23 protein-coding genes are annotated in these 23,228 nt (G+C 70.0%); 10 read left to right on the plus strand and 13 right to left on the minus strand.

Annotated elements, in window-relative coordinates:
* Positions 1-16: 16 nt before the first annotated feature.
* Positions 17-1,537: a tRNA (N6-isopentenyl adenosine(37)-C2)-methylthiotransferase MiaB gene (gene miaB / locus AB0I66_RS24170; RefSeq protein ID WP_363209998.1), complete on the minus strand. Its 1,521-nt coding sequence runs from the start codon at positions 1,535-1,537 to the stop codon at positions 17-19.
* An 86-nt stretch (positions 1,538-1,623) separates the two neighbouring features.
* Here miaB and AB0I66_RS24175 point away from each other — a divergent pair, with 86 nt between their 5' ends.
* Positions 1,624-2,619: a TAXI family TRAP transporter solute-binding subunit gene (locus AB0I66_RS24175; protein WP_363209999.1), complete on the plus strand. Its 996-nt coding sequence runs from the start codon at positions 1,624-1,626 to the stop codon at positions 2,617-2,619.
* A gap of 27 nt (positions 2,620-2,646) precedes the next feature.
* Here the strand turns inward: AB0I66_RS24175 and AB0I66_RS24180 are convergent, their stop codons facing one another.
* The gene (locus AB0I66_RS24180; protein WP_363210000.1) at positions 2,647-4,062 is read right to left on the minus strand and encodes a HAMP domain-containing sensor histidine kinase; all 1,416 of its coding nucleotides are present in this window, start codon (positions 4,060-4,062) and stop codon (positions 2,647-2,649) included.
* 16 nt (positions 4,063-4,078) lie between these two features.
* Positions 4,079-4,768, minus strand: a complete 690-nt coding sequence (locus tag AB0I66_RS24185) for a response regulator transcription factor (RefSeq protein WP_363210001.1) — start codon at positions 4,766-4,768, stop codon at positions 4,079-4,081.
* Between the two features lie 288 nt (positions 4,769-5,056).
* On the opposite strand from AB0I66_RS24185, the gene AB0I66_RS24190 reads away from it, so the two are divergent.
* The 8 genes from AB0I66_RS24190 to AB0I66_RS24225 all read left to right on the plus strand — a co-directional run bounded on the left by AB0I66_RS24190 (position 5,057) and on the right by AB0I66_RS24225 (position 11,668).
* A complete protein-coding gene (locus AB0I66_RS24190) occupies positions 5,057-5,836 on the plus strand; it encodes an amino acid ABC transporter ATP-binding protein (protein ID WP_361843160.1) in 780 nt (259 codons plus the stop codon).
* 56 nt (positions 5,837-5,892) lie between these two features.
* Entirely contained in the window at positions 5,893-6,726 is an 834-nt protein-coding gene (locus AB0I66_RS24195; RefSeq protein ID WP_363210002.1) for a glutamate ABC transporter substrate-binding protein, read from the plus strand.
* Between the two features lie 113 nt (positions 6,727-6,839).
* Complete coding sequence (locus AB0I66_RS24200; protein WP_363210004.1) at positions 6,840-7,508, plus strand: amino acid ABC transporter permease; 669 nt, start codon at positions 6,840-6,842, stop codon at positions 7,506-7,508.
* Positions 7,505-8,455, plus strand: coding sequence for an amino acid ABC transporter permease (locus AB0I66_RS24205; protein ID WP_363210005.1), 951 nt, complete (start codon positions 7,505-7,507; stop codon positions 8,453-8,455). Before AB0I66_RS24200 ends, AB0I66_RS24205 begins: the two co-directional genes overlap by 4 nt.
* 309 nt (positions 8,456-8,764) lie before the next feature.
* A complete protein-coding gene (locus AB0I66_RS24210; protein WP_363210006.1) occupies positions 8,765-10,408 on the plus strand; it encodes an FAD-dependent monooxygenase in 1,644 nt (547 codons plus the stop codon).
* Positions 10,409-10,466: 58 nt separating this feature from the next.
* Entirely contained in the window at positions 10,467-10,538 is a 72-nt protein-coding gene (locus AB0I66_RS24215) for a putative leader peptide (RefSeq protein WP_309544753.1), read from the plus strand.
* A gap of 69 nt (positions 10,539-10,607) precedes the next feature.
* A complete protein-coding gene (locus AB0I66_RS24220; RefSeq protein WP_363210007.1) occupies positions 10,608-11,195 on the plus strand; it encodes a cysteine dioxygenase in 588 nt (195 codons plus the stop codon).
* Positions 11,196-11,221: 26 nt separating this feature from the next.
* Positions 11,222-11,668: a rhodanese-like domain-containing protein gene (locus AB0I66_RS24225; RefSeq protein ID WP_363210065.1), complete on the plus strand. Its 447-nt coding sequence runs from the start codon at positions 11,222-11,224 to the stop codon at positions 11,666-11,668.
* Between the two features lie 6 nt (positions 11,669-11,674).
* On the opposite strand, the gene AB0I66_RS24230 is transcribed toward AB0I66_RS24225, so the two are convergent.
* The 6 genes from AB0I66_RS24230 to AB0I66_RS24255 form a co-directional block, all read right to left on the minus strand.
* On the minus strand, positions 11,675-14,218 hold the full coding sequence (locus tag AB0I66_RS24230; RefSeq protein ID WP_363210008.1) for an FtsX-like permease family protein: 2,544 nt from the start codon (positions 14,216-14,218) through the stop codon (positions 11,675-11,677).
* A complete protein-coding gene (locus AB0I66_RS24235; RefSeq protein ID WP_363210009.1) occupies positions 14,215-14,862 on the minus strand; it encodes a helix-turn-helix domain-containing protein in 648 nt (215 codons plus the stop codon). The genes AB0I66_RS24230 and AB0I66_RS24235 overlap by 4 nt, the downstream gene beginning before the upstream one ends.
* 239 nt (positions 14,863-15,101) lie before the next feature.
* Complete coding sequence (recX, locus tag AB0I66_RS24240; RefSeq protein ID WP_363210010.1) at positions 15,102-15,851, minus strand: recombination regulator RecX; 750 nt, start codon at positions 15,849-15,851, stop codon at positions 15,102-15,104.
* 3 nt (positions 15,852-15,854) lie between these two features.
* Positions 15,855-16,982 (minus strand): recombinase RecA, encoded by a 1,128-nt coding sequence (recA, locus tag AB0I66_RS24245; RefSeq protein WP_363210011.1) that lies wholly within the window; start codon positions 16,980-16,982, stop codon positions 15,855-15,857.
* A 292-nt stretch (positions 16,983-17,274) separates the two neighbouring features.
* Entirely contained in the window at positions 17,275-18,495 is a 1,221-nt protein-coding gene (locus tag AB0I66_RS24250; protein ID WP_363210066.1) for an AI-2E family transporter, read from the minus strand.
* Between the two features lie 213 nt (positions 18,496-18,708).
* Complete coding sequence (locus tag AB0I66_RS24255; RefSeq protein ID WP_363210012.1) at positions 18,709-18,903, minus strand: DUF3046 domain-containing protein; 195 nt, start codon at positions 18,901-18,903, stop codon at positions 18,709-18,711.
* Positions 18,904-18,982: 79 nt separating this feature from the next.
* Between AB0I66_RS24255 and AB0I66_RS24260 the strand changes: the two genes are divergently transcribed.
* Complete coding sequence (locus AB0I66_RS24260; protein ID WP_363210013.1) at positions 18,983-19,939, plus strand: hypothetical protein; 957 nt, start codon at positions 18,983-18,985, stop codon at positions 19,937-19,939.
* Here the strand turns inward: AB0I66_RS24260 and AB0I66_RS24265 are convergent.
* From AB0I66_RS24265 to AB0I66_RS24280, 4 genes are read right to left on the minus strand one after another with little or no spacing between them, the layout of a single operon-like run.
* Positions 19,910-21,109 (minus strand): helix-turn-helix domain-containing protein, encoded by a 1,200-nt coding sequence (locus AB0I66_RS24265; protein WP_363210014.1) that lies wholly within the window; start codon positions 21,107-21,109, stop codon positions 19,910-19,912. The two genes, AB0I66_RS24260 and AB0I66_RS24265, sit on opposite strands and share 30 nt — an antisense overlap.
* A 52-nt stretch (positions 21,110-21,161) precedes the next feature.
* Positions 21,162-21,470, minus strand: coding sequence for an AzlD domain-containing protein (locus AB0I66_RS24270; RefSeq protein ID WP_363210015.1), 309 nt, complete (start codon positions 21,468-21,470; stop codon positions 21,162-21,164).
* Positions 21,467-22,201, minus strand: coding sequence for an AzlC family ABC transporter permease (locus tag AB0I66_RS24275; RefSeq protein WP_363210016.1), 735 nt, complete (start codon positions 22,199-22,201; stop codon positions 21,467-21,469). Before AB0I66_RS24275 ends, AB0I66_RS24270 begins: the two co-directional genes overlap by 4 nt.
* Before the next feature lie 26 nt (positions 22,202-22,227).
* A complete protein-coding gene (locus tag AB0I66_RS24280) occupies positions 22,228-23,169 on the minus strand; it encodes an AraC family transcriptional regulator (protein ID WP_363210017.1) in 942 nt (313 codons plus the stop codon).
* Between the last annotated feature and the right edge of the window lie 59 nt (positions 23,170-23,228).

The raw sequence follows: 23,228 nt of genomic DNA on the forward strand, positions 1-23,228 counted from the left end.
GGAGATCGGTCCCGAGTCAGTCGATGGAGCAGCCGCCGCCGGAGGCCACCGGAAGCGGCTCGGGGACGCCCACCTTCGGCAGGCCGAGCAGCACGCCCGCGGGCTTGGCCGCCGCCTCGGTGTTGCGCTTCTCCCAGGCGTCCCCCGCGCGCGTGGGGCGCACGTTCAGGACGGGGCCCTCGGCGAGCAGGTGGTGCGGCGCCGCGTACGTGATCTCGACCGTCACGACGTCACCGGGACGGACCTCGGTGTCGGGCTTGGTGAAGTGGACCAGGCGGTTGTCCGGGGCGCGGCCGGAGAGGCGGTGGGTGGAGCCGTCCTTGCGGCCCTCGCCCTCGGCCACCATCAGGTCGAGGGTCCTGCCGACCTGCTTCTTGTTCTCGTCCCAGGCGATCTGCTCCTGGAGGGCGGACAGACGCATGTAGCGCTCCTGCACGACCTCCTTGGGGATCTGCCCCTCCATGGTCGCCGCGGGCGTACCGGGGCGCTTGGAGTACTGGAAGGTGAAGGCGTTGGCGAAGCGGGCCTCGCGGACCACGTGCATCGTCTGCTCGAAGTCCTCCTCGGTCTCCCCGGGGAAGCCGACGATGATGTCGGTGGTGATCGCGGCCTCGGGCATGGCGGCGCGGACCTTCTCGATGATGCCGAGGAAGCGGTCCTGGCGGTACGAGCGGCGCATGGCCTTCAGGATCGGGTCCGAGCCGGACTGGAGCGGCATGTGCAGCTGCGGCATCACGTTCGGGGTCTCGGCCATGGCGGCGATCACGTCGTCGGTGAAGTCGCGCGGGTGCGGGGACGTGAAGCGCACGCGCTCCAGGCCCTCGATCTTCCCGCAGGCCCGCAGGAGCTTGCTGAAGGCCTCGCGGTCACCGATGTCCGAGCCGTACGCGTTAACGTTCTGGCCGAGCAGGGTGATCTCGGAGACGCCCTCGGCGACGAGCGCCTCGATCTCGGCGAGGATGTCGCCGGTCCTGCGGTCCTTCTCCTTGCCGCGCAGCGCGGGCACGATGCAGAACGTGCAGGTGTTGTTGCAGCCCACGGAGATGGAGACCCAGGCCGCGTACGCGCTCTCGCGGCGCGTGGGCAGCGTCGAGGGGAACGCCTCCAGGGATTCGGCGATCTCGACCTGCGCCTCTTCCTGGACGCGGGCCCGCTCCAGGAGGACCGGCAGCTTGCCGATGTTGTGCGTGCCGAAGACGACGTCGACCCAGGGGGCCTTCTTGACGATCGTGTCGCGGTCCTTCTGGGCCAGGCATCCGCCGACGGCGATCTGCATGCCGGGCCGCTTGGTCTTCATCGGCGCCAGGCGGCCGAGGTTCCCGTACAGACGGTTGTCGGCGTTCTCCCGCACGGCGCACGTGTTGAAGACGACCACGTCGGCGTCCCCGTCCGAGCCCTCGGGCGCGCGTTCGTATCCGGCGCCCTCGAGGAGACCGGAGAGGCGCTCCGAATCGTGGACGTTCATCTGGCACCCGTAGGTGCGTACCTCGTACGTTCCTTTGACGCCCACTGCCTGTCCCCGGTCTCCGCTGCTCATGTGACAAGGGTAGGCGGTCGCGGGAGTACCCCTGCCGGGAGCTCGGCCCTGGCCATTACTGCGAGTGGCCTGGCAGGATCGCGCGCATGCTCACGGCACTCCCCCACATCAGCAGGCGGCGCGCACTCCAGGGTGCCGCGGCCGCCCTTGTGGTCTTCGGACTCTTGATGTGGTGGCTCGTCCCGGTGGGCGACGACTCTCCGTCGGGCCGGATGACGTTCAGCACAGGCGTGAAGAACGCGGTGTACGAGCGGTACGGCAAGCTCCTGAGGACCGCGGTCTCCCACGACATGCCCAAGGTGGACGTGGAGCTCCTCAACAGCGAGGGGTCGCAGCAGAACGTCGAGCGGGTGGCCACGGGGAAGGCCGACTTCACCATCGCGGCCGCCGACGCCGTGGCGAAATATCGCCGGGAAGGGCGGGCGGGCGCGGACTCGCTCCGGGGTTGTGCGCGGCTGTACGACGACTACGTGCAGCTCGTCGTCCGGCGCTCGTCCGACATCGACAAGGCGCAGGACCTGCGGGGCAAGAAGGTGGCCGTGGGACAGCCGCGCTCGGGCGTGCGGCTGATAGCGGACCAGGTGCTCAAGGCCGCCGGCCTCGATCCCGAGAAGGACCTCACGGCTGTGCACGCCGGGATCGACAAAGCACCCGACCTCCTTAAGAAGGGCGACATCGACGCCTTCTTCTGGTCGGGCGGGCTGCCGACCACCACCGTGCGAGTGCTCTCCGAGGAGTTCGACATCCGCCTCGTCGAGCTCGGCACCCTCGTGGACGCCCTGCACAAGCAGAGCGGGGCCTCCCGCTACTACCGGGCCGCGGTGATGCCCGCCGACGCCTACCCCGCCGCCCAGCAGAACGACGCCGTACCGACCCTGGCCGTGGCGAACCTCCTGGTGACCACGGACCGGGCGGACCCGAAACTCACCGAGGGGCTGACCCGCACGGTGATCGACAGCCGCGACCACATCGGCGGCAAGGTGCACGCGGCCCAGCTGGTGGACCTGCGGACGGCGCTCTACACGGACCCGCTGCCCCTGCATGAGGGTGCGCGCCGCTACTACCAGTCGGTCAAGCCGTAGTCATGACCGTGGCCGTTGCCCCAGCCGTCAGGCGCGGGTCGCGGGTTCACTGCGTGGCACTGCGACGGTCACCCGCAGTCCGTGCGGCTCGTGCTGCTCGTACGTGAGGGAGCCGCCGCCCGCGGTGAGCAGGGCGCGCGAGATAGACAGCCCGAGGCCGGATCCCTTGACGTTCTGATGGCGGTTGCTGCGCCAGAAGCGGTCACCGATGCGGGCGAGTTCGTCCTCCGTGAGGCCGGGGCCGCCGTCCGTGATCACTATGGTCGTCCGCTCACCGCTCCAGGAGACCTCCACCCGCACCTCCTCGCCCTCGGGCGTGAACTTGAGGGCGTTGTCGATGACCGCGTCCAGGGCGCTGGACAGCGCGACCGGGTCGGCCCAGCCGGTGGTCGCCGGGCAGGTGCCCGTCAGCCGGACCCCGCGCTCCTCGGCGAGCGGCCGCCAGGCGCCCACCCGCTCGGCCGCGAGCTCCCCGATGTCGGTGAGCTGCAGATCGGCCGCGGCGTGCTCGGCCAGGGCGAGGCCCAGGAGGTCGTCGAGCACTTGGGCGAGGCGTTTGCCCTCGGTGCGCACGGAGGCGATCTCCTCGTTCCCCTCGGGCAGTTCGAGGGCGAGCAGCTCGATGCGGAGCAGCAGGGCGGAGAGCGGGTTGCGCAGTTGGTGCGAGGCGTCGGCGACGAAGGCCCGCTGCTGCTCCAGCACGTCCTCGACGTTGTCGGCCATCTCGTTGAACGAGCGGGCGAGACGTCTCAGTTCCGGCGGTCCGCCCGCGGCCGCCACCCGCGACTTCAGCCGCCCGGTCGCGATGTCGTGCGTGGTGGCGTCCAGGACCCGTACCGGGCGCAGCACCCAGCCGGTGAGGCGCAGTGCGGCACCGACCGCGAGAAGCATCGCCGCCAACTCGCCGGCACCGATGAGCAGCCATCCCTGCAGTGTCTGCGAACGCATGCGTCCCGTGGGTGAATCGGTGACGACGACGGCGATGACGTCCCCGTCCCTGATCACCGGGGACGCGACGACGAGCCGGCCGCGCTGCCAGGGCCAGACCTGGCGCGGATTGTGGCTGCCACGGGACCTGAGGGCCTCTTCGAAGGCCTCGCGCACCTCGGCGCCCCGGGGAGGCAGGAACCAGTCTCCGGGGGCGTGAGCCATGGGCTCACCGTCCCGGAAGAAGACGCCCGCCTTGATCCCGTAGACCTCGTGGTAGTAGTCGAGTTCGGTCTGAAGGGTCTCGCGCCGTTCGTCCTTGTCCTGCAGCCGCGAGCCCGTGGGGCGTTTCGTGACGAACTGCGCGAGCGACGCGAACCGTGCCGTGTCGTCGATCCGGTCGATGACCACCTTCTGCTGCTGCGCCGCCGCCACGCTCACCGCGAGCGGGAAGCCGAGCGCGAGCAGCACACCCGCCATGAGGACGATGAGCAGCGGGAGGAGGCGAGAGCGCACCTGACCTCGCTACTCGCTACGCGGCCGGGGCCACGAGCCGATAGCCCACGCCCCGGACGGTCTCGATCAGGGCCGGCATGTGCAACTTGGAGCGCAGGGAAGCGACATGCACCTCAAGGGTGCGTCCCGTTCCCTCCCAGCTGGTGCGCCACACCTCGCTGATGATCTGCTCCCGGCGGAACACCACGCCGGGCCGCTGCGCGAGGAGCGCGAGCAGGTCGAACTCCTTGCGGGTCAGCTGGACCGTCGAACCGTCCACACTGACCTGGCGGGTGGGCAGTTCGATGCGTACGGAGCCGAGGCGCAGTTCGCTGTCGGCGGGGCCCGCGGCGGCGCCGGACGGGGGCCGGCGGATGACCGCGTGGATGCGGGCGATGAGCTCCCCGGTGTCGTACGGCTTCACCACGTAGTCATCGGCCCCGAGGTTCAGGCCATGGATCCGCGAGCGTACGTCGGCCCGCGCCGTCACCATGATCACGGGGATCGATCCGCGCTTCCGGATCTTTCCGCACACTTCGTAGCCGTCCTGGTCGGGCAGCCCCAGGTCGAGGAGCACGACTCCGAAGGGTGCCGTCGCGCCGGGCAGCAGGGCCTGCAGCGCTTCCTCTCCGCTGCGGGCGTGCACGACGTCGAAGCCGTGCCTGGCCAGGACCGCGGACAGGGCGGCGGCCACATGATCGTCGTCTTCGACGAGGAGCAGTCTCATACGGGCCCCCTCCGGTTCATCGGTCGTTCGGTTCGCGCTCGCCGATGGCCGGTACGCGCGCGTGCACACGCACCATGGCATCCACGCCGATGGATAAGGACCGCGTCAAGAGGGTTCGGGTCACGGGCACGTTCCGTTATGGAGCCGGTACGCGCCCGGGCGTCCCCGTTCACACGGTGTGTCCGGTTGCGGCCGGATCGTTATGCTCAATTTCCCCTCAGATGTAATGACGCTGGTCGCACCGGGTTATTACTGTCCTCCCAACCGAGGAGGATGGAGCAACAAGCCGTGACCGAAGTATCGGTGACCAAGGACGCCATACCGCCCGGGGCGGACGACCTGGTCGTGCTGAAGAACGTCAACAAGCACTTCGGCGCTCTGCACGTCCTCCAGGACATCGACCTGACCATCACCCGCGGTGAGGTCGTCGTCGTGATCGGCCCCTCCGGGTCGGGCAAGTCGACACTGTGCCGCGCCATCAACCGCCTGGAGACCGTCGAGTCGGGAGACATCTCGATCGACGGCAAGCCTCTGCCCCAGGAGGGCAAGGAGCTCGCACGTCTCCGTGCGGACGTGGGCATGGTCTTCCAGTCCTTCAACCTTTTCGCGCACAAGACCGTGCTCGAGAACGTGATGCTGGGCCAGATCAAGGTGCGCAAGACGTCCAAGGCGGAAGCAGAGACAAAGGCACGCGGCCTCCTGGACCGTGTGGGTGTCGCCACGCAGGCCGACAAGTACCCCGCGCAGCTCTCCGGTGGCCAGCAGCAACGTGTCGCGATCGCCCGCGCGTTGGCCATGGACCCCAAGGTGATGCTCTTCGACGAGCCCACGTCGGCGCTCGACCCGGAGATGATCAACGAGGTCCTCGAGGTCATGCAGCAGCTCGCGCGTGACGGCATGACCATGGTCGTGGTCACCCACGAGATGGGCTTCGCACGCTCCGCGGCCAACCGCGTCGTCTTCATGGCGGACGGCCGGATCGTCGAAGAGGCCGTGCCGGACCAGTTCTTCAGCAACCCGCGCAGCGACCGGGCCAAGGACTTCCTGTCGAAGATCCTTCACCACTGACGCGTGGCTCTCCCCTGCGTCTCAACCCTCTTCTGCCGAAACAAAGGATGTTCACCATGAAGGCTCGCAAGGTCACCGCGGCAGCCGCCGCCGTACTCGCGCTCTCCGTCACCGCCACGGCCTGTGGCTCGGACGACAAGGACGACAAGGGTTCCGGTGGTGGCAAGAAGATCACCATCGGCATCAAGTTCGACCAGCCCGGTATCGGCCTGAAGACGCCGGACGGATACACCGGCTTCGACGTCGATGTCGCGACCTACGTCGCCAAGGAGCTCGGTTACGAGGCCGGGGACATCGAGTGGAAGGAAACGCCCAGCGCGGACCGCGAGACCGCCCTGCAGCGCGGTGACGTCAAGTTCATCGCGGCGTCGTACTCCATCAACGAGGAGCGCGAGGAGAAGGTCGACTTCGCGGGGCCGTACCTCCTCGCCCACCAGGACCTGCTCGTGCGGTCCGACGACAAGATCACCAAGGGCACGGACCTCAACGGCAAGAAGCTCTGCTCGGTGACCGGTTCCACCTCGGCGCAGAACGTCAAGAAGGAGATCGCTCCGAAGGCCCAGCTGCGCGAGTACAGCACGTACTCCGAGTGCATCGACGGCCTTGGCAGCAGCGCCGTCGACGCGCTGACCACGGACGACTCGATCCTCGCGGGCTACGCGGCGCAGGAGCAGTACAAGGGCAAGTACAAGCTCGCCGGCCTGAAGCTGACCAACGAGAACTACGGCATCGGCGTCAAGAAGGGCGACACCAAGCTCAAGGACCAGATCAACAAGGCCCTCGAGAAGATGGTTTCGGACAAGTCCTGGGACAAGGCAGTCAAGAAGAACTTCGGCCCTGCCAACTACAAGAACGAGCCCGCCCCGAAGATCGGCGACATCGTCAAGTGACCTCGTGGGAGCGGCTCCTGAAGCCGCTCCACTGACAGGGCACACGCCGGTACGCCGCCGCTCGGACGCGGCGGCGTACCTCGCCATCACCACATGCGAGAGCGCGGGAGATCGTGTTCGACTTTCTTGAAGACTACGACTTGCTCGAGGCCTTCTGGATGACGGTGAAGCTCACCGTCTTCGCAGGCATCGGTTCCCTGGTCTGGGGCACTCTGCTGGCCGCGATGCGCGTCAGCCCGGTTCCGGTCATGCGTTGGTTCGGTACCGCCTACGTCAACATCGTGCGGAACATCCCGCTGACCGTCATCATCGTGTTCAGCTCGCTCGGGCTCGCCGACGTATTTGGCATCACCCTGGGCGCGGCCGACGACGTCGACGTGATGAGCTTCCGTCTCGCGGTGCTCGGCCTCGGCGCCTATACGGCGGCGTTCGTGTGCGAGGCAGTGCGGTCCGGCATCAACACGGTGCCGTTGGGTCAGGCGGAGGCCGCACGCGCCCTCGGGCTGGGCTTCAATCAGGTCCTCGGTCTCATCGTGCTGCCGCAGGCCTTCCGTTCCGTGATCGGCCCGCTCACCAACGTATTGATCGCCCTGACCAAGAACACCACGGTCGCAGCGGCCATCGGTGTGGCGGAAGCGGCTCTGCTGATGAAGGAAATGATCGAAAATGAGGCGCAGTTGTTCCTCATCACCGGGATATTCGCCTTCGGCTTCGTGGTGCTGACCTTGCCGACGGGCCTCATACTCGGCTGGCTCGGCAAGCGTATGGCGGTGAAGCGATGACTTCCGTCCTTTACGACGCACCCGGGCCCCGCGCCAAACGGCGCAATGTGCTTCTCTCGCTGCTCTTCCTCGCGCTCATGCTTCTGGGACTTTGGTGGGCCTGGTCCGCCATGTCCGACAAGGGGCAGCTGGAATGGGCCAAGTGGGAGCCCTGGCTCGCCGACTCCGAGTCATGGACCACATACCTCCTGCCGGGACTCGCGAACACGCTGAAGGCCGCCGGCCTCGCCATGGTGATCGCCCTTCCGCTGGGAGCCCTCTTCGGTATCGCACGGCTCTCCGACCACCGGTGGGTCAGGGTTCCCGCCGCTGTGGTCGTCGAGTTCTTCCGCGCGATCCCGGTGCTGATCCTGATGGTCTTCGCCAACCAGTTCTTCTCGGTGTCCACCGACATCAGCGTCGACGACCGTCCGATGTACGCCGTGGTGACGGGCCTGGTGCTCTACAACGCCTCGGTGCTCGCCGAGATCGTGCGGGCAGGCATCCTGTCGCTGCCCAAGGGGCAGACGGAAGCCGCCAAGGCGATCGGCCTGCGCAAGGGCCAGACGATGAGGAGCGTGCTGCTTCCGCAGTCCGTCACCGCGATGCTCCCGGCGCTCGTCAGTCAGCTTGTCGTGATCGTCAAGGACACCGCGCTCGGCGGCGCGATGCTCAGCTTCGCCGAGCTGCTCAGCGCGCGGAAGACAGCCGCCTCGTACTACGCGAGCGTCATCCCCAGCTTCATCGTCGTCGCGGTGATCTACATCGTGCTGAACCTGATCCTCACCAGCCTCGCCTCCTGGCTGGAGCGCCGTATGCGGCAGTCCAAGAAGAGCACGGGCGCTGTGGTGGGCCCCGAAGCGCTCGAGAACCTGGAGACGATCGGCCCCAAGACGATGCGTGCGGACCACGGCGGGGGCGGAGGGTTCGGCGCGGGTGGCGGGGGTGGCGACGGCGGCCCCGGCTAGCGGCATCTCCCGAACGGTCGGCTGAACGACGGAGGCAGTGGCATACGGCCGCTGCCTCCGTCGTTTTGCGATGAAGGGCTGTCGTCCCATACGGGACGGCAGCCCTCGTCATGTTGCGACCACTCCCGGTGTGATCTGTCGACCGCCTTGTCACGCGTTCGCCCAAGCGCCACAGCAGTCGGGCGGCAACTTGACGCGGGCACCAGCGGTGGGTTGCATACGTTCTGTGATCGTGCACCGGGCTCCAACTGCCAGTTCCTGTACGTACGTCCAGCGCTCCCGGGCCCTTGCGGCAGGAGGGTACGCCCCGTGGACCCGGTGATCGTCGTCGGCGCGGGCCCCGTGGGGCTCACGCTTGCCCTGGCTCTCGCGCGTCACTCCGTACCCACCGTCGTACTCGACGAAGGGCCCGGCAAGGACGAGCAGCGGCCCGCGCGGACCGTCATCCTGCGGGATGACACCGCGGCCCTCATGGAGCGGCTCACCGGTCACTCGTTCGGTGACCAGGAGTCGGGCGCGCGGTGGGACGGCTGGCGTTCCCTGCGGCGCAAGCAGCTGATGCGGGAGCTCACTTTCAGTGATGAGGTACCGGCCCCCCTTCATGTGCCCCAGCACGCACTGACCGGCGCCCTGCGCGCGGCCATCGCCGAGGAACGCCTCGTCAAGGTCGCGGTGGAGAGCAAGCTCGACTCCCTCGAACAGGACGCGGACGGGCTGACCGCCCACACCCGCGGCCCCAAGGACACCTGGTGGCGCGGCAGTTATCTGGTGGGCTGCGACGGGCCACGGTCCACCGTGCGCAAGCTCCTCGACGTCCGCTTCCCGGGGCGTACGGCCGTCGAGCGACACGCCGTGGCCGCACTGCGCACGGAACTTCCCGGGCCCGGTCAGGCGTTGTTGCATCGGATGCCCCCGTGGCGCCACGGGGGCGCCGAGGTGACGGGCCGTCCGCTCGCCGGCGGGGTGTGGCGGCTCGACTGGCTGCTGCCGCCGCGCGGCGAGCTCGTGACGCCGGACGCGCTCGTGGTGCGTATCCGCGAGACCCTCGCGGGCTGGTGCGGCGGCTCCACCCCGCCGTACGAACTGCTCGACACCGGTGTGCACACCGTCCACCACCGACTGGCCCGCCGGTGGCGGGTCGGCCGTGCCTTCCTCGCGGGCGATGCCGCGCACCTCCTCGGCGCGCTCGGTACGCAAGGGCTCGACGAGGGGCTGCGGGACGCGGACAACCTCGCCTGGAAGCTGGCGCTCGCCTGGCACCACGGCGCGCACGACGCCCTGCTCGACAGCTACCAGGCCGAGCGGCGGGCCGGTGTCGCCGCGCGTCTGCGCGCCGCCGACCAGTCCCTGCCGATACTGCGGGGCGGCAAGGGCCTGCGCTCCTACGTTCCCGGGTCCGCGCGCGGGCACGACACTCTCCTCACCGACGGTCACGTGGGACGCGGGCCTCTCGGCGCGCCCGCGTCCTACGCGGACTCGCCCCTGGCACCTCCGCCTTCCGAGTCCGAGGTGGCCGTGGGCACGGAGCCGGGGTCACCCGTGGCCGATGTGCCGGTGACGGCTCCCGACGGATCCTTCGTACAGTTGCGCAACCGGCTCGGCGCGAACCAGCTGCTCGTCGTCCTTGTCGCGCCCGGCACGGTGGTGTGGGAGCGACGGCACTGGGTGTCGGCCGGGATCATGCCCCGGCTCGCGGCCGCCGTCACGGCGCTGCCGCACCCGGCAGAACTGCTGGTCGCGGAGAGTTACCCCGGGGCCCCCGCGCACTCGGTGCTGCTCATCCGCCCCGACGGCCACTTGGTCACGGCGCTCAGCGGGGTGCGCCCCGCCGAGCTGTATACGGCGGCCGAGACAGCTCTTGGCGGAGCGTCCCCGAAGCGGCGTGCGGACAGCGCGGACGCCGCGGAGAAGGCCGATAGCGGGGCCCCCGCGGGCCGCCCGACCACACAGTGAGAAGGAGTTGACCGGCACGCAGCGTCATGGTCTACTCCGAAACGTGACCGACACCGATGTGCGCCTGTGGCGGAGGGTCCATATGGACCTCGTCCGCTATGCGGGCTGCGTGTGTCGTCCGTCCTGCTGAATTCGCCGCCTTCTCCTCTGCGCGCCCTCTTCTTGGCGCGCGCTTCCGCGAACCTCCAGGACGGTCCCCGTGTCTGCTTCTGTCACCACTCCTGTCTCCACTTCTGTCACCACTTCTGTCTCCACCCCTCGCGCTTCCGCCACCCATGCCTCCGCAGCCGGGTCCGCGCCCACCGCCGCCGAGCTCCTCGAATTCGTACGCCGGAGCGCTGCCGATGCCGAGCTCATCGCGTCGCTCCCGCTGGACCCTGAGGGGCGTACCTGGGTACGTCTGGAAGGTCCCGGCGGCAGCGAGGCCTGGCTGATCGGCTGGCCGCCCGGCACCGGCACCGGATGGCATGACCACGCGGAGTCGGTGGGTGCCTTCTACACCGCTGCCGGCGCGCTCAAGGAGAACTCGCTCGCCGCCCGGCTGCCCACCGACGGCTGGAAGACCCTGGAACTGTCCGAAGGGGTCGACCGTGAGAGGGAGTTGACGGTCGGCAAGGGCAGGGCGTTCGGCCAGAACCACGTGCACGAGGTGCTGAACGAGTCCCCGGATGAGCACGCCATCTCCGTGCACGCCTATTACCCGCCGCTGCCGCGCATCCGCCGCTACAGCCGCACGGGCGCGGTCCTGCGCCTGGAGTCCGTGGAGCGCCCGGAGGACTGGCAGTGAGTGAACACCCCACCGGTGAACGTCCCATCAGCGACGAGCACCCCGCTCCCGAAGAACCTCCCGTCGGGATCGACGAGTTGCTGGAGCGCGTGCGCCTCGACCTCGACCGGGTCACTCCGGAGGAGGCACGTGACACCGCGGCCGCGGGCGGACTCCTGGTCGACATCCGGTACGCCGCCCTGCGCGAGCGCGACGGCCTGATCCCCGGAGCCCTCGTCGTCGAGCGCAACGAACTGGAGTGGCGCCTGGACCCGCAGGGCAGTCACCGTGCCGCGGAGGCCACGGGCCACGACCTGCGGGTCGTCGTGATCTGCAACGAGGGGTACGCGTCGAGCCTCGCGGCCGTCTCCCTGCGGCAGTTGGGGCTGCGCCAGGCGACCGACCTCATCGGCGGGTTCCAGGCGTGGAAGGCCGCAGGGCTTCCGGTCGCGGCCAGCCTTCCTGCCGCGGACGGACTTCCTGCCGCGGGCTGAGCACGCTCACTCCTTGGCCGTCGCCACCGTGACGGGGCGGGGTCGGAGGGCGGCGCGGCCCGGGAGCGCGGTCGCGGTGAGGGCGAGCAGAGCCGCGACGGCCACCACGGAGACGTACGCCAAGGGGGCGATCGAGGGCGCGGCGCTGCCGGTCATGCCCACGCTGAAGGCGGTCAGAACGGCGAGCGCGATGCCGCTGCCCAGGGCCGTGCCGATGAGCAGGACAGAAAGCGCCTCGGTGCGCAGCATGCGCAGGACCTGGCGGCGGCTAGCACCCGCCAGTCGCAGCATCGCGAACTCACGGATGCGCTCGGAGACCGACATGGCGAGGGTGTTGACGACGGCGATCGCGGTGAAGGCCAGGATGAGACCCATCGCCAGATAGTTCACCTCGGCGTTCTCCTGCTGCCGCTCGGCCTGAAGGTTGTCGACGGCGGCCGGAGCGAGAACTCGTACGCCCGGGAACTTCGCGACGCCTGCCGCGAGTTGTTCCTGTGTACGGTCGCTCTTGATCAGGACCGTGGCGGCGAGCGGGTTGTCCACGTGACGGGCGACCAGGTCGTGGGCCATGGTCAGATCCCCGAAACCGAGCCCGCGCGCGTACACGGCGCTGACCTTGAGCCTGGTCTTCGTGCCGTCGCCGAGCGTGAGCTTCAGGCTGCTGCCGGGCCGCAGGCCGAGCTGGTCGGCGGCCAGTTCGCTGACGGCGACGCTGCCCTTGCCGAAGCCGCGCAGAGATCCGGCGGTCACGTCCGGGTCCCAGGTGCGGGTGAGGCCGGCCGTGCTGACGCCCTGCGCCGGGTACTTGTCGAGCCCCACGCGCACGGTGGTGCGTACGACCTCGGTGGCGGCCTCGACGCCCTCGGTCGTACGCAGCTTCCGCGCGACCTCGGCGGGTACGCCCGGCCCTTGCGCCGCCAGGACCCAGTCGGCGCGGATGCCCTCGCGGGCCTGAGCGCGGGCCGCGTCGCCGAGGGTGGGCTGGACGAACAGGACGGTGCAGGTCATGCCGGTGAGGAGGGCGAGCGGGGTGACGGCCGCCGCCATCCGGGCCGCGTTGCCGCGAAGGTTGGCGTGCGCGAGGCGGCCGCCGGGGCCGGAGAGCCGCAGCGGTCCGCGGAGCACGGCAGCCGCCGCCCTGACCAGGAGCGGGCCGAGCAGCGCGACAGCGGTGGAGAGGACCACCACGGCCAGGAACGTCACGGGGGTCGACGCGGGCTCCGTGCGCAGCACGCTGAGCACGGCGACCAGAACGGCTCCCGCGGCAAGGATGAGAATGCCCGCGATGATGCGGCTCCACGGCGGCCGGGCGCGCTCGACGCGCGCTTCGGCGAGGGCCTCGGCCGGGCGGATACGGGCGATGCGGCGGGCCGAGAGGCGGGCGGCGGCCCACGCTCCGAGCAGCGTCGCGGCCACGGCGGCCAGGAGCGGGAAGACGCTGACGGTCCGCTCCAGGGTGGCGGGGACGGCGCCCATGTCCACGAACTTTCCGTGCAGCCAGCCGCCGAGCGGAATCCCGGCAAGCGAGCCGATGACGCCCGCGGCCGCACCGACGATCAGGGCCTCTCGGCCGAGGAGTCCCCGGATCTGCTTCGGGGTGGCGGCGATGGCGCGGAGCAGGGCGAGTTCGCGGTGGCGCTGCTGCACGGAGAGGGCGAAGGTGCCGACGACCACGAGGACGGCGACGAGGAGGGAGGTGCCGCCCATCGCGCCGCCCATGCTGACCAGCTTGATGCGAGCGCCCGCCGCGTCGAGGAATTCCACGGGACCACGGTCATCACCGGAACTGACCTGCGACTTCGTACCGGCGAGGGCGTCTGCGACCGCCTCCTTTAACTCTCCCGTTCCGGTGCCGTCAGCCGGCATGACGCCGAGAGTGGTGATCTTTCCGGGGTGCGCGGCGAGCCGCTCGGCCTCTCCGGAGGAGAAGAAGAGCGACGTCTGGTGGGCAAGGGCGCCTTCGGAGGGGGCGGCTACACCTGTGACGCGGTAGGAGCGCGGGGCTTGTGTCGACTGGACGGTGAGTCGGTCGCCGGTCTTGAGGTGCGCACGACCGGCGAGGCCGCTGTCAATGACGAGGTCCCCTGCGGCGCGCGGGGCCTTGCCCTCGATGAGACGGAAGGGGGTCAGCGCGGCTGATTCCCAGGCGTGGCCGTACGCGGGCTTGTCGGTGAGGTCACCGGCCGCGGGGGTCAACGGTGTGGCGAGGAAGGTGAGTTCGGGGATGACCTTGCCGACTCCCCGTACCCCCTTGAGCTTGTCCGCGATGTCGTCCGACAGCCAGGCCCGCTCGGCGATCGGCTTGGCCTTGTGCTTGACCTTGGTCTTGCCCTTCTTGTGCTTGACGGTGGTCTGGTGCACGTTCTGGTCCGCGGAGACGATCACGGGGGTGGCGGCGTACCGCTCGGTGTGAATGGTGCCGCGCAGGCCCGTCTCCAAGAGGGTGCCGCAGGCCGTGATGAGCGCGGCCGCACACATCAGTGCCAGGAAGGCGCCGAGAAATCCGCCCTTGCGGTCTCGGACTGTCTGCAGTGCGTAGCGCAGCATCATGATGTCGCCTCGGGCTCGGAGGGGGAGGGAGAGGAGGGGGCGGAGGTGAGTGCGGGTGCCGGAAAGGCCAGGAGCCGTGTGAGTACGGTGCGGGCGTCGGCCGGGGTCTCGGCGTCGGGGCGCTTGTACCGGTTGAGCAGGGCGATGTACTCCTCGAAGAACTCGCGGAGCTCGGGAAGCGTCAGCCGGATCGTGCCGCGCGAGTACGGAAACGCGTCGGCCCACTCACCGAGTCCGGCGCCCTCGGTGTCGCAGGCGTCGCGCTGCAACTGCTCGAAGAGCTCCAGGTCGGCGGCGTAGGAGAGATGGTTCAGCTCGTCCATGACGAGCCGCGTCTCGGCGTTCTGCTTGCTGCGGGGCGGGAAGCGCCGGTCCCCGGGGATCGCGCGCCACCAGCGTTCGCGGCCGTGGCCCGTCCCGGCGGTCTCCTCGACGAAGCCGTAGCGGGCGAGCTCGCGCAGGTGGTAGCTGGTGGCGCCGGTGTTGAGGCCGAGCGCCCTGGCGAGCGTCGCCGAAGTGGCCGGGCCGTGCACGGTGAGGTGCTGCAGCATCTGCTGGCGCCGTGGCTGCGCGAGCGCCTTGAGGACGCGGAGGTCGTTCAGCTCCTCCGGGGCGCCGTCGGTCGTGCCGGGTTCCTTTGCCATGCGTACACAGTCGCCTGTGCACAGGTTCCTTTGCAGTGCGGTGGACCGGCGTCTTCGGTGGGGGGTTAACCCCACCCCGCTTGTGCGTAGCGGGAGTTGAAGTGGGCGCCATGGAAGCTGCAGAGAGTGGGAGGGCCTTCGTCCCGCCCTCCGCGGAAACGCGAAAGGGCCGGGCCACGGTTCGCACCGCGCTGCCCGGCCCTGACCTGGGCCCCACCCCCGCGAGGGCCCTGGTCGGCTCAGTCCCCCTCGTACCCCAAGTCCCCCGCGTCCTCGCCCTCTTCCTCGATGGCCTGCCGGACGATCCGGAGCGCCAGGCCCTGCGAATAGCCCTTGCGGGCGAGCATGCCCGCGAGGCGGCGCAGTCGCTTGTCGCGGTCGAGACCCCGTGTGGCACGGAGCTTGCGGGCGACCAACTCGCGAGCGGTCGCCTCCTCCTGCTCCGAGTCGAGCTGTCCGACAGCTTCCTCGATCAGCGCGGCGTCCACGCCCTTCGTACGCAGCTCCTGCGTGAGCGCACGTCGGGCCAGGCCCCGGCCGTGGTGCCGGGACTCCACCCACGCGCCCGCGAAGGCGCCGTCGTTGATCAGGCCGACCTCTTCGAAGCGGGTCAGCACTTCCTCCGCCACGTCGTCCGGGATCTCCCGCTTGCGCAGCGCGTCCGCCAGCTGTTTGCGCGTGCGCGGAGTCCCGGTGAGCAGCCGCAGACAGATCGCCCGCGCCTTCTCAGCCGGATCCGCCGTCGGCGGCTCCCCCTTCTCGGCCCTCGACGAGGAAGGGGGGCCGCTGTCCTGTGAACCGCCGCCTCGGCCTTCGCCGAAGCCGCCACGCCGTCGGCGACCTCGCCGGCCGCCGCCCCCGCGGAAGCCGGTGTCGTCACCCTCCTGGTCGGCGCCACCCTGATCCACACCGTCCGCGAGGCCTCGGCCCGCGGGGTCGGTGTGGTGCTCGGGAGTGATCTGGTCCGCCCAGTCCGTGCGCCGCGTCATGGATCAGCTCTTGGCCGCGGCGGCCTTGGGCTTGGTGGCCTTGGTCGCCGGCGCGGGCACCGTCTTGGCGGCGTCCTCGACCACCGCACCCGCCGCGTCCTTGGCCGGCTCGGCGGCCGGCTCCTCGTCCTTCGGCTTCACACCGACGCCCAGCTTCTCCTTGATCTTCCTCTCGATCTCGTTGGCGAGGTCGGGGTTGTCCTTGAGGAAGTTGCGGGCGTTCTCCTTGCCCTGGCCGAGCTGGTCGCCCTCGTACGTGTACCAGGCGCCTGCCTTGCGGACGAAGCCGTTCTCCACGCCCATGTCGATCAGGCCGCCCTCGCGGCTGATGCCCTGGCCGTAGAGGATGTCGAACTCGGCCTGCTTGAAGGGCGGCGCGACCTTGTTCTTGACGACCTTGACGCGGGTGCGGTTGCCGACCGCGTCCGTGCCGTCCTTCAGGGTCTCGATGCGTCGGATGTCGAGTCGCACCGAGGCGTAGAACTTCAGCGCGCGACCACCGGTCGTGGTCTCCGGCGAGCCGAACATCACGCCGATCTTCTCGCGGAGCTGGTTGATGAAGATGGCGGTCGTCTTGGACTGGTTGAGCGCGCTGGTGATCTTCCGGAGCGCCTGGCTCATCAGACGGGCCTGCAGACCCACGTGCGAGTCGCCCATCTCACCCTCGATCTCCGCGCGCGGCACCAGGGCCGCCACGGAGTCGATGACGATCAGGTCGAGCGCGCCGGAGCGGACCAGCATGTCGACGATCTCCAGAGCCTGCTCGCCGTTGTCCGGCTGGGACAGGATCAGGTTGTCGATGTCGACGCCCAGCTTCTTCGCGTACTCGGGGTCGAGTGCGTGCTCGGCGTCCACGAAGGCGACGGCGCCGCCCGCGCGCTGCGCGTTCGCCACGGCGTGCAGCGTCAGCGTCGTCTTACCGGAGGATTCCGGTCCGTACACCTCCACCACACGGCCGCGCGGGATGCCGCCGACGCCGAGCGCGACGTCGAGGGCGGTCGATCCGGTGGGGATGACCTCGATGGGGTCGTTCGGCCGCTCGCCCATGCGCATCACTGCGCCCTTGCCGAATTGCCGTTCAATCTGTGCGAGGGCGGCTTCGAGCGCCTTCTCGCGGTCGGTTCCTGCCATGGGTTCCACCCGATTTGCTTGTGTCGATCGCTTCACGTCAATGACGCTAGCGCCTGCCACTGACAATCCGCCTCGACGCCCGTCCGGCCTGTGGATAACTCGAGGCGATCGCCCCGCCGGAATCCGCCGGAGCCCCAGGGATCCCCCCGCGAAAACCCCGGGAAAACGCCGCCAGGCAACCCATAAGAATGGATGTTCGATTTTGGTGTCAAGCGCACCACGCGGGTCCCACCGAGAGTACGGAAGGGCACCGTCCGCCGGGCGGACCCCGGCACTCGGGCGGTTCTTGGCGCTACCGACGCTCGCCCGGGCCCGGCTCCGGGTCGGACCCCGGAGCGGGTGCGGGGCTCGCTCCCGAAGCCTCCTCGGCGGCGACCTCGGCCTCCGAGCTCGCCCCCGGGTGGTTCGGTCCACGCAGCGCGCGCCTCATGCGCGTGAGGAGGGACACCCCGCCCTTGCGCCGGTGTCCGTGGACGCGCGGGTCGTCCGTGACGTCGTACCGCTTCACGTACGCGCCCAGGAAGGCCTGCAGGGTCGCGATCGCCGGAATGGAGATCAGGGCGCCGACCGCGCCCAGGAGTGCCGTGCCCGCGATGACCGACCCGAAGGCGACCGCCGGGTGGATGTCCACGCTCTTGGCGGTGAGCTTGGGCTGCAGGACGTAGTTCTCGAACTGCTGGTAGACCACCACGAAGATCAGCACCCACAGCGCGTACCAGGGATCGACCGTGAAGGCGATCAGCATCGGCAGCGCACCCGCCAGATACGTGCCGATGGTCGGGATGAACTGCGAGACCAGGCCGACCCACACCGCGAGCACGGGCGCGTACGGCACACCCAGGGCCTGCAGCAGGACGTAGTGCGCGACTCCGGAGATCAGCGCCATCAGACCGCGGGAGTAGAGATAGCCGCCGGTCTTGTCGACCGCGATCTCCCATGCGCGCAGCACCTCGGCCTGGCGGGCGGGCGGCAGCACAGAGCAGAGGGCGCGTCGAAGCCGCGGGCCGTCGGCCGCGAAGTAGAACGAGAACAGCAGGACCGTCAGGAGCTGGAAGAGACCCCCGAGGACCTGCGCGGAGACGTCCAGGACGCCGCTGGCGCTGTTCTGCACGTACTTCTGCAGCCAGTCCGAGTGGACCAGGCTGTCCTGGATCTCGACCCGGGAGAGCTCCGTGTGGAACGTCTGGTTGATCCAGCTGATGACGTCGTCGAGGTACTCGGGGAAGTCCTCGACCATGTCCACGATCTGGCCCGCGAGCATCGATCCCATGAGCGTGATGAAGCCCGCGCTCGCGATCAGGACACCGAGGAAGACCAGGAAGGTGGCGAAGCCCCTGCGCAGCCCGCGCGCGGCCATCCAGCTCACCGCCGGCTCCACCGCGAGCGCGAGGAAGAACGCGATCAGGATGTTGATCAGCAGCCCGGTCAGCTGATGGAAGGCCCAACTGCCCAGCTGAAAACAGGCGATGAGCGCGAGGGCGAGCACCATGGCGCGCGGCAGCCAGCGCGGCATGCCGGCGGTCCGCCCGGTCTCCGCCCCGTTCGGGGGCTGTGCGGGCGGCGTCGTGCCGAGCGGAGCTACGTCCTGAGTGACCTGCGCGGTCTCGTCTGTCGATGCCACAGGGCCAGTCTCGCCCACGTCGACGACATTCGGCCGCCGCCCCCGCATCTTCGCGCTCCTCGGCACCCGCGACGCGACCCGGGAGAACGCGGAAGTATCCCTGCGTCAGCGCTTTTCGGCCGGTACGTCCACGGCCGAGCACACGGCGCGCCAGACGTCCTTGGCGTCCCAGCCCGCGTCCAGTGCCTGATGCACCGTGCGTCCGCCGAGCTCGGCCATCACGTGATCGCGGGCGAACGAGTCGGCGTACCCCTGTCCGAAGTGGTCCGCCATCCGCTCCCAGAAAATCGTCAACCGCATGCCCTCAGTATCGCTCCCTTGAGAGTGCAGCCGGACGCAGGGGGATCACTGAAGGCGCTTTCCGGCCTACGGTCTGTGCATGGCCGAAACCGGAGCATCCCCGCATGCCGCGTCCTCGCCGGTCGCACGCGCCGAGCACTTCGTCTGGCTCACCGCGCGCGTCCTCGAGCAGCGGCGGTTCGCTTACCACTTCTTGGGCGGCACGGGCGGCACCGGGGCCGGTCCGTCGGCCGACGCGGTCGAGGCCGCGCTTGCCGCGTACGGCACCCAGGACGGCGGGTACGGATACGCGCTCGAACCGGACCTGCGCGGCCCCGTCAGCCAGCCCCTGCACGTCGGGCACGCGCTGCGCGTCCTGGACTCGATCGGACGGTGCGGCGGGCAGCGGATGGAGCGCGTGTGCCGCTATCTGACGTCGGTGTCGACGTCGGACGGAGCCCTCCCGGCGATCCATCCCAGCCAACGCGCCTACCCCTCGGCTCCGTTCGTGCCCGTGGTGGACGATCCGCCGAGCGAACTACTCGCCACGGGCCCCGTAGTGGGCCTGTTGCACCGCAATGAGGTGTGGCACGCCTGGCTGTTCAGGGCCACCGACTTCTGCTGGGCCGTGGTGGAGTCCCTGGAGAAGTCCCATCCGTACGAGATCCAGGCGGCCGTCGCCTTCCTCGACGGGGCACCCGACCGCCCGCGCGCGCAGGCGGCAGCCGACCGGCTCGGCAGGATCGCGCGGGAGCAGCGACTCGTGGCGCTCGACCCCGAGAAGCTTGAGGCGTACCCCGTGGCACCGGGCTACGCACCAGGTGAGCACCACTTCGCGCACGACTACGCCAAGACCCCCGAGTCGCTCGCACGCGCGTGGTTCACCGACGAGGAGATGACGCGCTCCCTGGACCACCTCGCGCGGGAGCAGCAGGAAGACGGCGGCTGGCCTGTCCGCTGGCGGCAGTGGGCGCCGGGCAGCGCCCTCGAAGCCCGCCCGATCGTCACAGTCGAGGCGCTGCGCACCCTACGGGCGTACGGACGGGCCATCGTCTGACGGGGCTTCCTCGGCCTCCCTCAGGAGCAGCGCAGCGATGGCGAGCGCCGTGCCGCGCGGGGCCGACAGGTCGAGGCCGGTGCGCTCGCCGATCTTCGCGAGGCGGTTGTCGACGGTGTTGGGGTGCAGGCCCAGGGCAGCGGCGGTCGCCCTGCGCTCCTGCTGATGGCCCAGATGGGTTCGCAGCGTTTCCAGGAGCTCGGGCCGGTCGGCCACCGGGTCGAGCAGTGCGGAGATGAGGTGGCTGCTCTCGTTGCGTCGGGAGAGGTGGTACTCGAGGAGTACGTCCTCCATGCGGTGCAGTCCCGGAGGCAAGCCGCACGCGCGCGTGACGCGCAGTATCTCGGTCGCGGTGCGCGCCGCATCAGTCACCGCTTCGGGCCCTGCGGCATTCACGGCGGCGATGCGTACGGGGAGGTCGCAGGCCTTGCTCAGCCGGCGCGGCAGGTCCTCGGGAGGCCGGCAGTCCTGGGGCACGACGACGCGGCCGCCATCGGCCTCCAGAAGGGCGAGCACCTCCACCTCGAAGGCGTGGTCCAGGGCGGTCTGCACACGTCGCAGGCGCCGTCGTACCGCTACGGGGCCCTCGGCCGGCGTCACGTCGAAACCGACCGCCAGGACGAGCACGGGCCCCGCGAGGTTGAGTTGGTCGAGCAGCACATGGCCGGGCGGCACCATGCCGTCCAGCAGACCGCGGACCAGGGACCTGCGCTGGGCGCGCTGCTCGGCCTCCAGCGCGGAACGCTCGTCAAGGTAGGTCTCCGCCACGGCCCCGACGATGGAGGGGTGCGACTGCAGGAGGACGTCCACGAGCTCGACCAGGGCCGATTCCTCGCCGGGGCGGGCCTCGTCGCGCAGCGCCTGCCACAGGACGTACACCCCCAGAGCGTGCGTACGCAGCAGGAGATGCAGCGGCATGCCCTCTTCCGCGCGCTGGGCGGCCCGCTCACGGAAGAGCCTGTGACTGCCGGGCCGGTCGGTGACGCGCCGCAGGAAGAGGCGCACTCCGTGGCGCGCGGTCGCGGCTATCTCCAGGTCCTTCACGTCGTCGGGCAGCTCCGCGTACCCGGGGAGCTCCTCGAACGACTCACGGGCCATCCTGCGGGCCAGTTCATTGACCCGGGGCTCGCAGCGCGCCGCGAGCGATTTCGCCTCGGGGGACAGCGCCACGGGGTCTCCTCTCCGGGGGCGGGCCGCAGTTGTGACGCGTCACATTACGCGGTCAGCCCATGAGCGCCCGCGCGCCCGCGGTGACGGCCACGGCGGCCCCGATGACGACCAGGAACGGCGCGCGCAACAGCAGCGCCAGGGCCGCCGCCGCGAGCCCCAGGGCCTTGGCGTCGAGCTCCAGGACCCGCCCGTCGGCGAAAGCCTGCTGGGCCGTGAGCGCGGCCAGGAGCGCCACGGGCAACAGGGCGGCCATGCGCTTGACGAGCGGGCGCTCCAGGGCGCCCGCGGGCACCAGCAGGCCCGCGAGCTTCACGAGGTAGCAGCCGACGAAGGTCACGCCGATCGCGATCCAGATGTTCAACGGTCTTCCTTCTGGGATTCGTCGGGGCGAGCGTCTTTCTTGGAAACGGCTCTTCGGCCCTCTACGTAGAGCACCGCCGGCACGGCGAGCGCGGCCACCAGGACCGGCACCCCCGCGGGCAGAACGGGCAGCAGGCCGAGTCCCAGGAGGACCGCGACCGCCGCGACCGCCCGCTCCGTGGTCGTCCGCAGCATCGGCGCGAGCAACGCCAGGAAGACCGCCGGTCCCGCGGCGTCGAGCCCCCACGCGTCGGTGTCACCGATGGCCTCGGCACCGAGCGCTCCAAGGAGCGTGGTGAGGTTCCACAGCACATAGAGGCTCAGTCCGGTGACGGTGAAGCCGATGCGGGCGGCGCGCCTGGTCGGCTGCGCGAGCGAGACGGCGGCGGTCTCGTCGATGACCCAGTGGGCAGCGAACGGGCGCACCGCGCGCGGGAGGGCGAGCAACTGCGAGAGCCGCAGCCCGTAGAACGCGTTGCGTACGCCGAGGAAGAAGGCGCCCGCCGCGGCGGTGAAGGGGTTCCCGCCGCCCGCGAGCGCCCCGACCAGCGCGAACTGCGAGGCACCCGTGAAGACCAGCAGGCTGAGCACGCAGGTCTGCAGCACGGTGAGGCCGCCGCCCGCGGAGGTCACCCCGAAGGCGAAGCCGGAGAGTCCGACGGCGACCCCGACGCCGAGGGCGTCGCGGACCACCGCGGAATCGGGTTTCTCCGATGGCCGGTCGGCTGTCATGTCTGCTGAAACTGAAAGGCCTGCGCCTATGTCCGCGGGTGTGTCTGCGGGTGTCGTCTGTTCTGCCACACGCCGGACGGTACGAGCAGGGCCGATCCCCCGTCTTGTACGTTCTTGCGCCCGCCTGCGTTCTTGAGCTCGCCTGCGTTCTTGCGCTCGCGCTGGTACGCCCCGGGTGGTACCCCGACCGTGCGGGTGAAGTGCCGGTTCAGGTGCGGCTGGTCGGTGAAGCCCACGGCGACGGCCGCTTCGGCCGGTGACGTTCCCCCGTCCAGGAGACGCCGTGCGGCGCGCACACGCGCGTCGGTGAGCCACGTGTGCGGAGGCATCCCGTACACGTCACGGAAGGCACGCAGCAGGGCGAACGGGCCGACTCCGAGGTCGGTGGCGAGCCGCTCCAGGCTCGGCGGGTCGGCCAACCGCTCTTCCAGGACGGCACGCGCGCGTGCCGCGGTCCTTGCTCCCGCCGTGCGCGCGGCTCGCTGGGGCACGGCCCCGCCGTTGTGCCGCAGCAGCCGGGTCACGGCCACCCTCAGCAACGTGTCGGCGGCGAGCGCATTGCCCTCCTCGGCGGCTCGCAGCACCCGGTGGACGAGCGTCACGGCGTACGGGTCCTCGAGCACCGGGCGGATGAAGCCGGGGGTCCCCCGAATGGCGGTGGTCTCCGCGGCAATGGCGGCGACCAGGTCCGGCGACGGATAGACCGCCGCGTACCGCCATCCCTCGGGCGCCCCGGCCCGGCCCGTGTGCGTCGTGTCGGGGTTGATCAGGGCCAGGGTCCCCGGGCCCGCGTACTGGTCGGCACCACCGTGGTGAAAGACGTCGACGCCCTCGGCGATCGCGGCGATCACGTAGTGCTCGTGGGTGTGCCGCACGAACGTCTTGTCGATGTAGTGGGCACGCAGCAGGTCGACCCCGGGCAGCTCCGCGTACCGCCAGTGCCGTGCCTGCTCCGCCGAACCCGCCATACCTCCAATTCTGCGACAGCCACGCAAACCCTTTTCCGCAGGTCGGCGCCGTTGTCAGT

It is taken from the genome of Streptomyces sp. NPDC050439 (assembly GCF_040655335.1).
In the GTDB taxonomy this organism is placed as follows: domain Bacteria; phylum Actinomycetota; class Actinomycetes; order Streptomycetales; family Streptomycetaceae; genus Streptomyces.

Coding starts and splice junctions, on each gene's coding strand:
- AB0I66_RS24260 (WP_363210013.1), top strand. CDS start 18,983: ATGGCCGAAACCGGAGCATCCCCGCATGCCGCGTCCTCGCCGGTCGCA.
- AB0I66_RS24195 (WP_363210002.1), top strand. CDS start 5,893: ATGAAGGCTCGCAAGGTCACCGCGGCAGCCGCCGCCGTACTCGCGCTC.
- AB0I66_RS24230 (WP_363210008.1), bottom strand. CDS start 14,218: ATGATGCTGCGCTACGCACTGCAGACAGTCCGAGACCGCAAGGGCGGA.
- AB0I66_RS24205 (WP_363210005.1), top strand. CDS start 7,505: ATGACTTCCGTCCTTTACGACGCACCCGGGCCCCGCGCCAAACGGCGC.
- AB0I66_RS24175 (WP_363209999.1), top strand. CDS start 1,624: ATGCTCACGGCACTCCCCCACATCAGCAGGCGGCGCGCACTCCAGGGT.
- AB0I66_RS24235 (WP_363210009.1), bottom strand. CDS start 14,862: ATGGCAAAGGAACCCGGCACGACCGACGGCGCCCCGGAGGAGCTGAAC.
- recX (WP_363210010.1), bottom strand. CDS start 15,851: ATGACGCGGCGCACGGACTGGGCGGACCAGATCACTCCCGAGCACCAC.
- miaB (WP_363209998.1), bottom strand. CDS start 1,537: ATGAGCAGCGGAGACCGGGGACAGGCAGTGGGCGTCAAAGGAACGTAC.
- AB0I66_RS24185 (WP_363210001.1), bottom strand. CDS start 4,768: ATGAGACTGCTCCTCGTCGAAGACGACGATCATGTGGCCGCCGCCCTG.
- recA (WP_363210011.1), bottom strand. CDS start 16,982: ATGGCAGGAACCGACCGCGAGAAGGCGCTCGAAGCCGCCCTCGCACAG.
- AB0I66_RS24275 (WP_363210016.1), bottom strand. CDS start 22,201: ATGACAGCCGACCGGCCATCGGAGAAACCCGATTCCGCGGTGGTCCGC.
- AB0I66_RS24280 (WP_363210017.1), bottom strand. CDS start 23,169: ATGGCGGGTTCGGCGGAGCAGGCACGGCACTGGCGGTACGCGGAGCTG.
- AB0I66_RS24255 (WP_363210012.1), bottom strand. CDS start 18,903: ATGCGGTTGACGATTTTCTGGGAGCGGATGGCGGACCACTTCGGACAG.
- AB0I66_RS24250 (WP_363210066.1), bottom strand. CDS start 18,495: ATGCCGCGCTGGCTGCCGCGCGCCATGGTGCTCGCCCTCGCGCTCATC.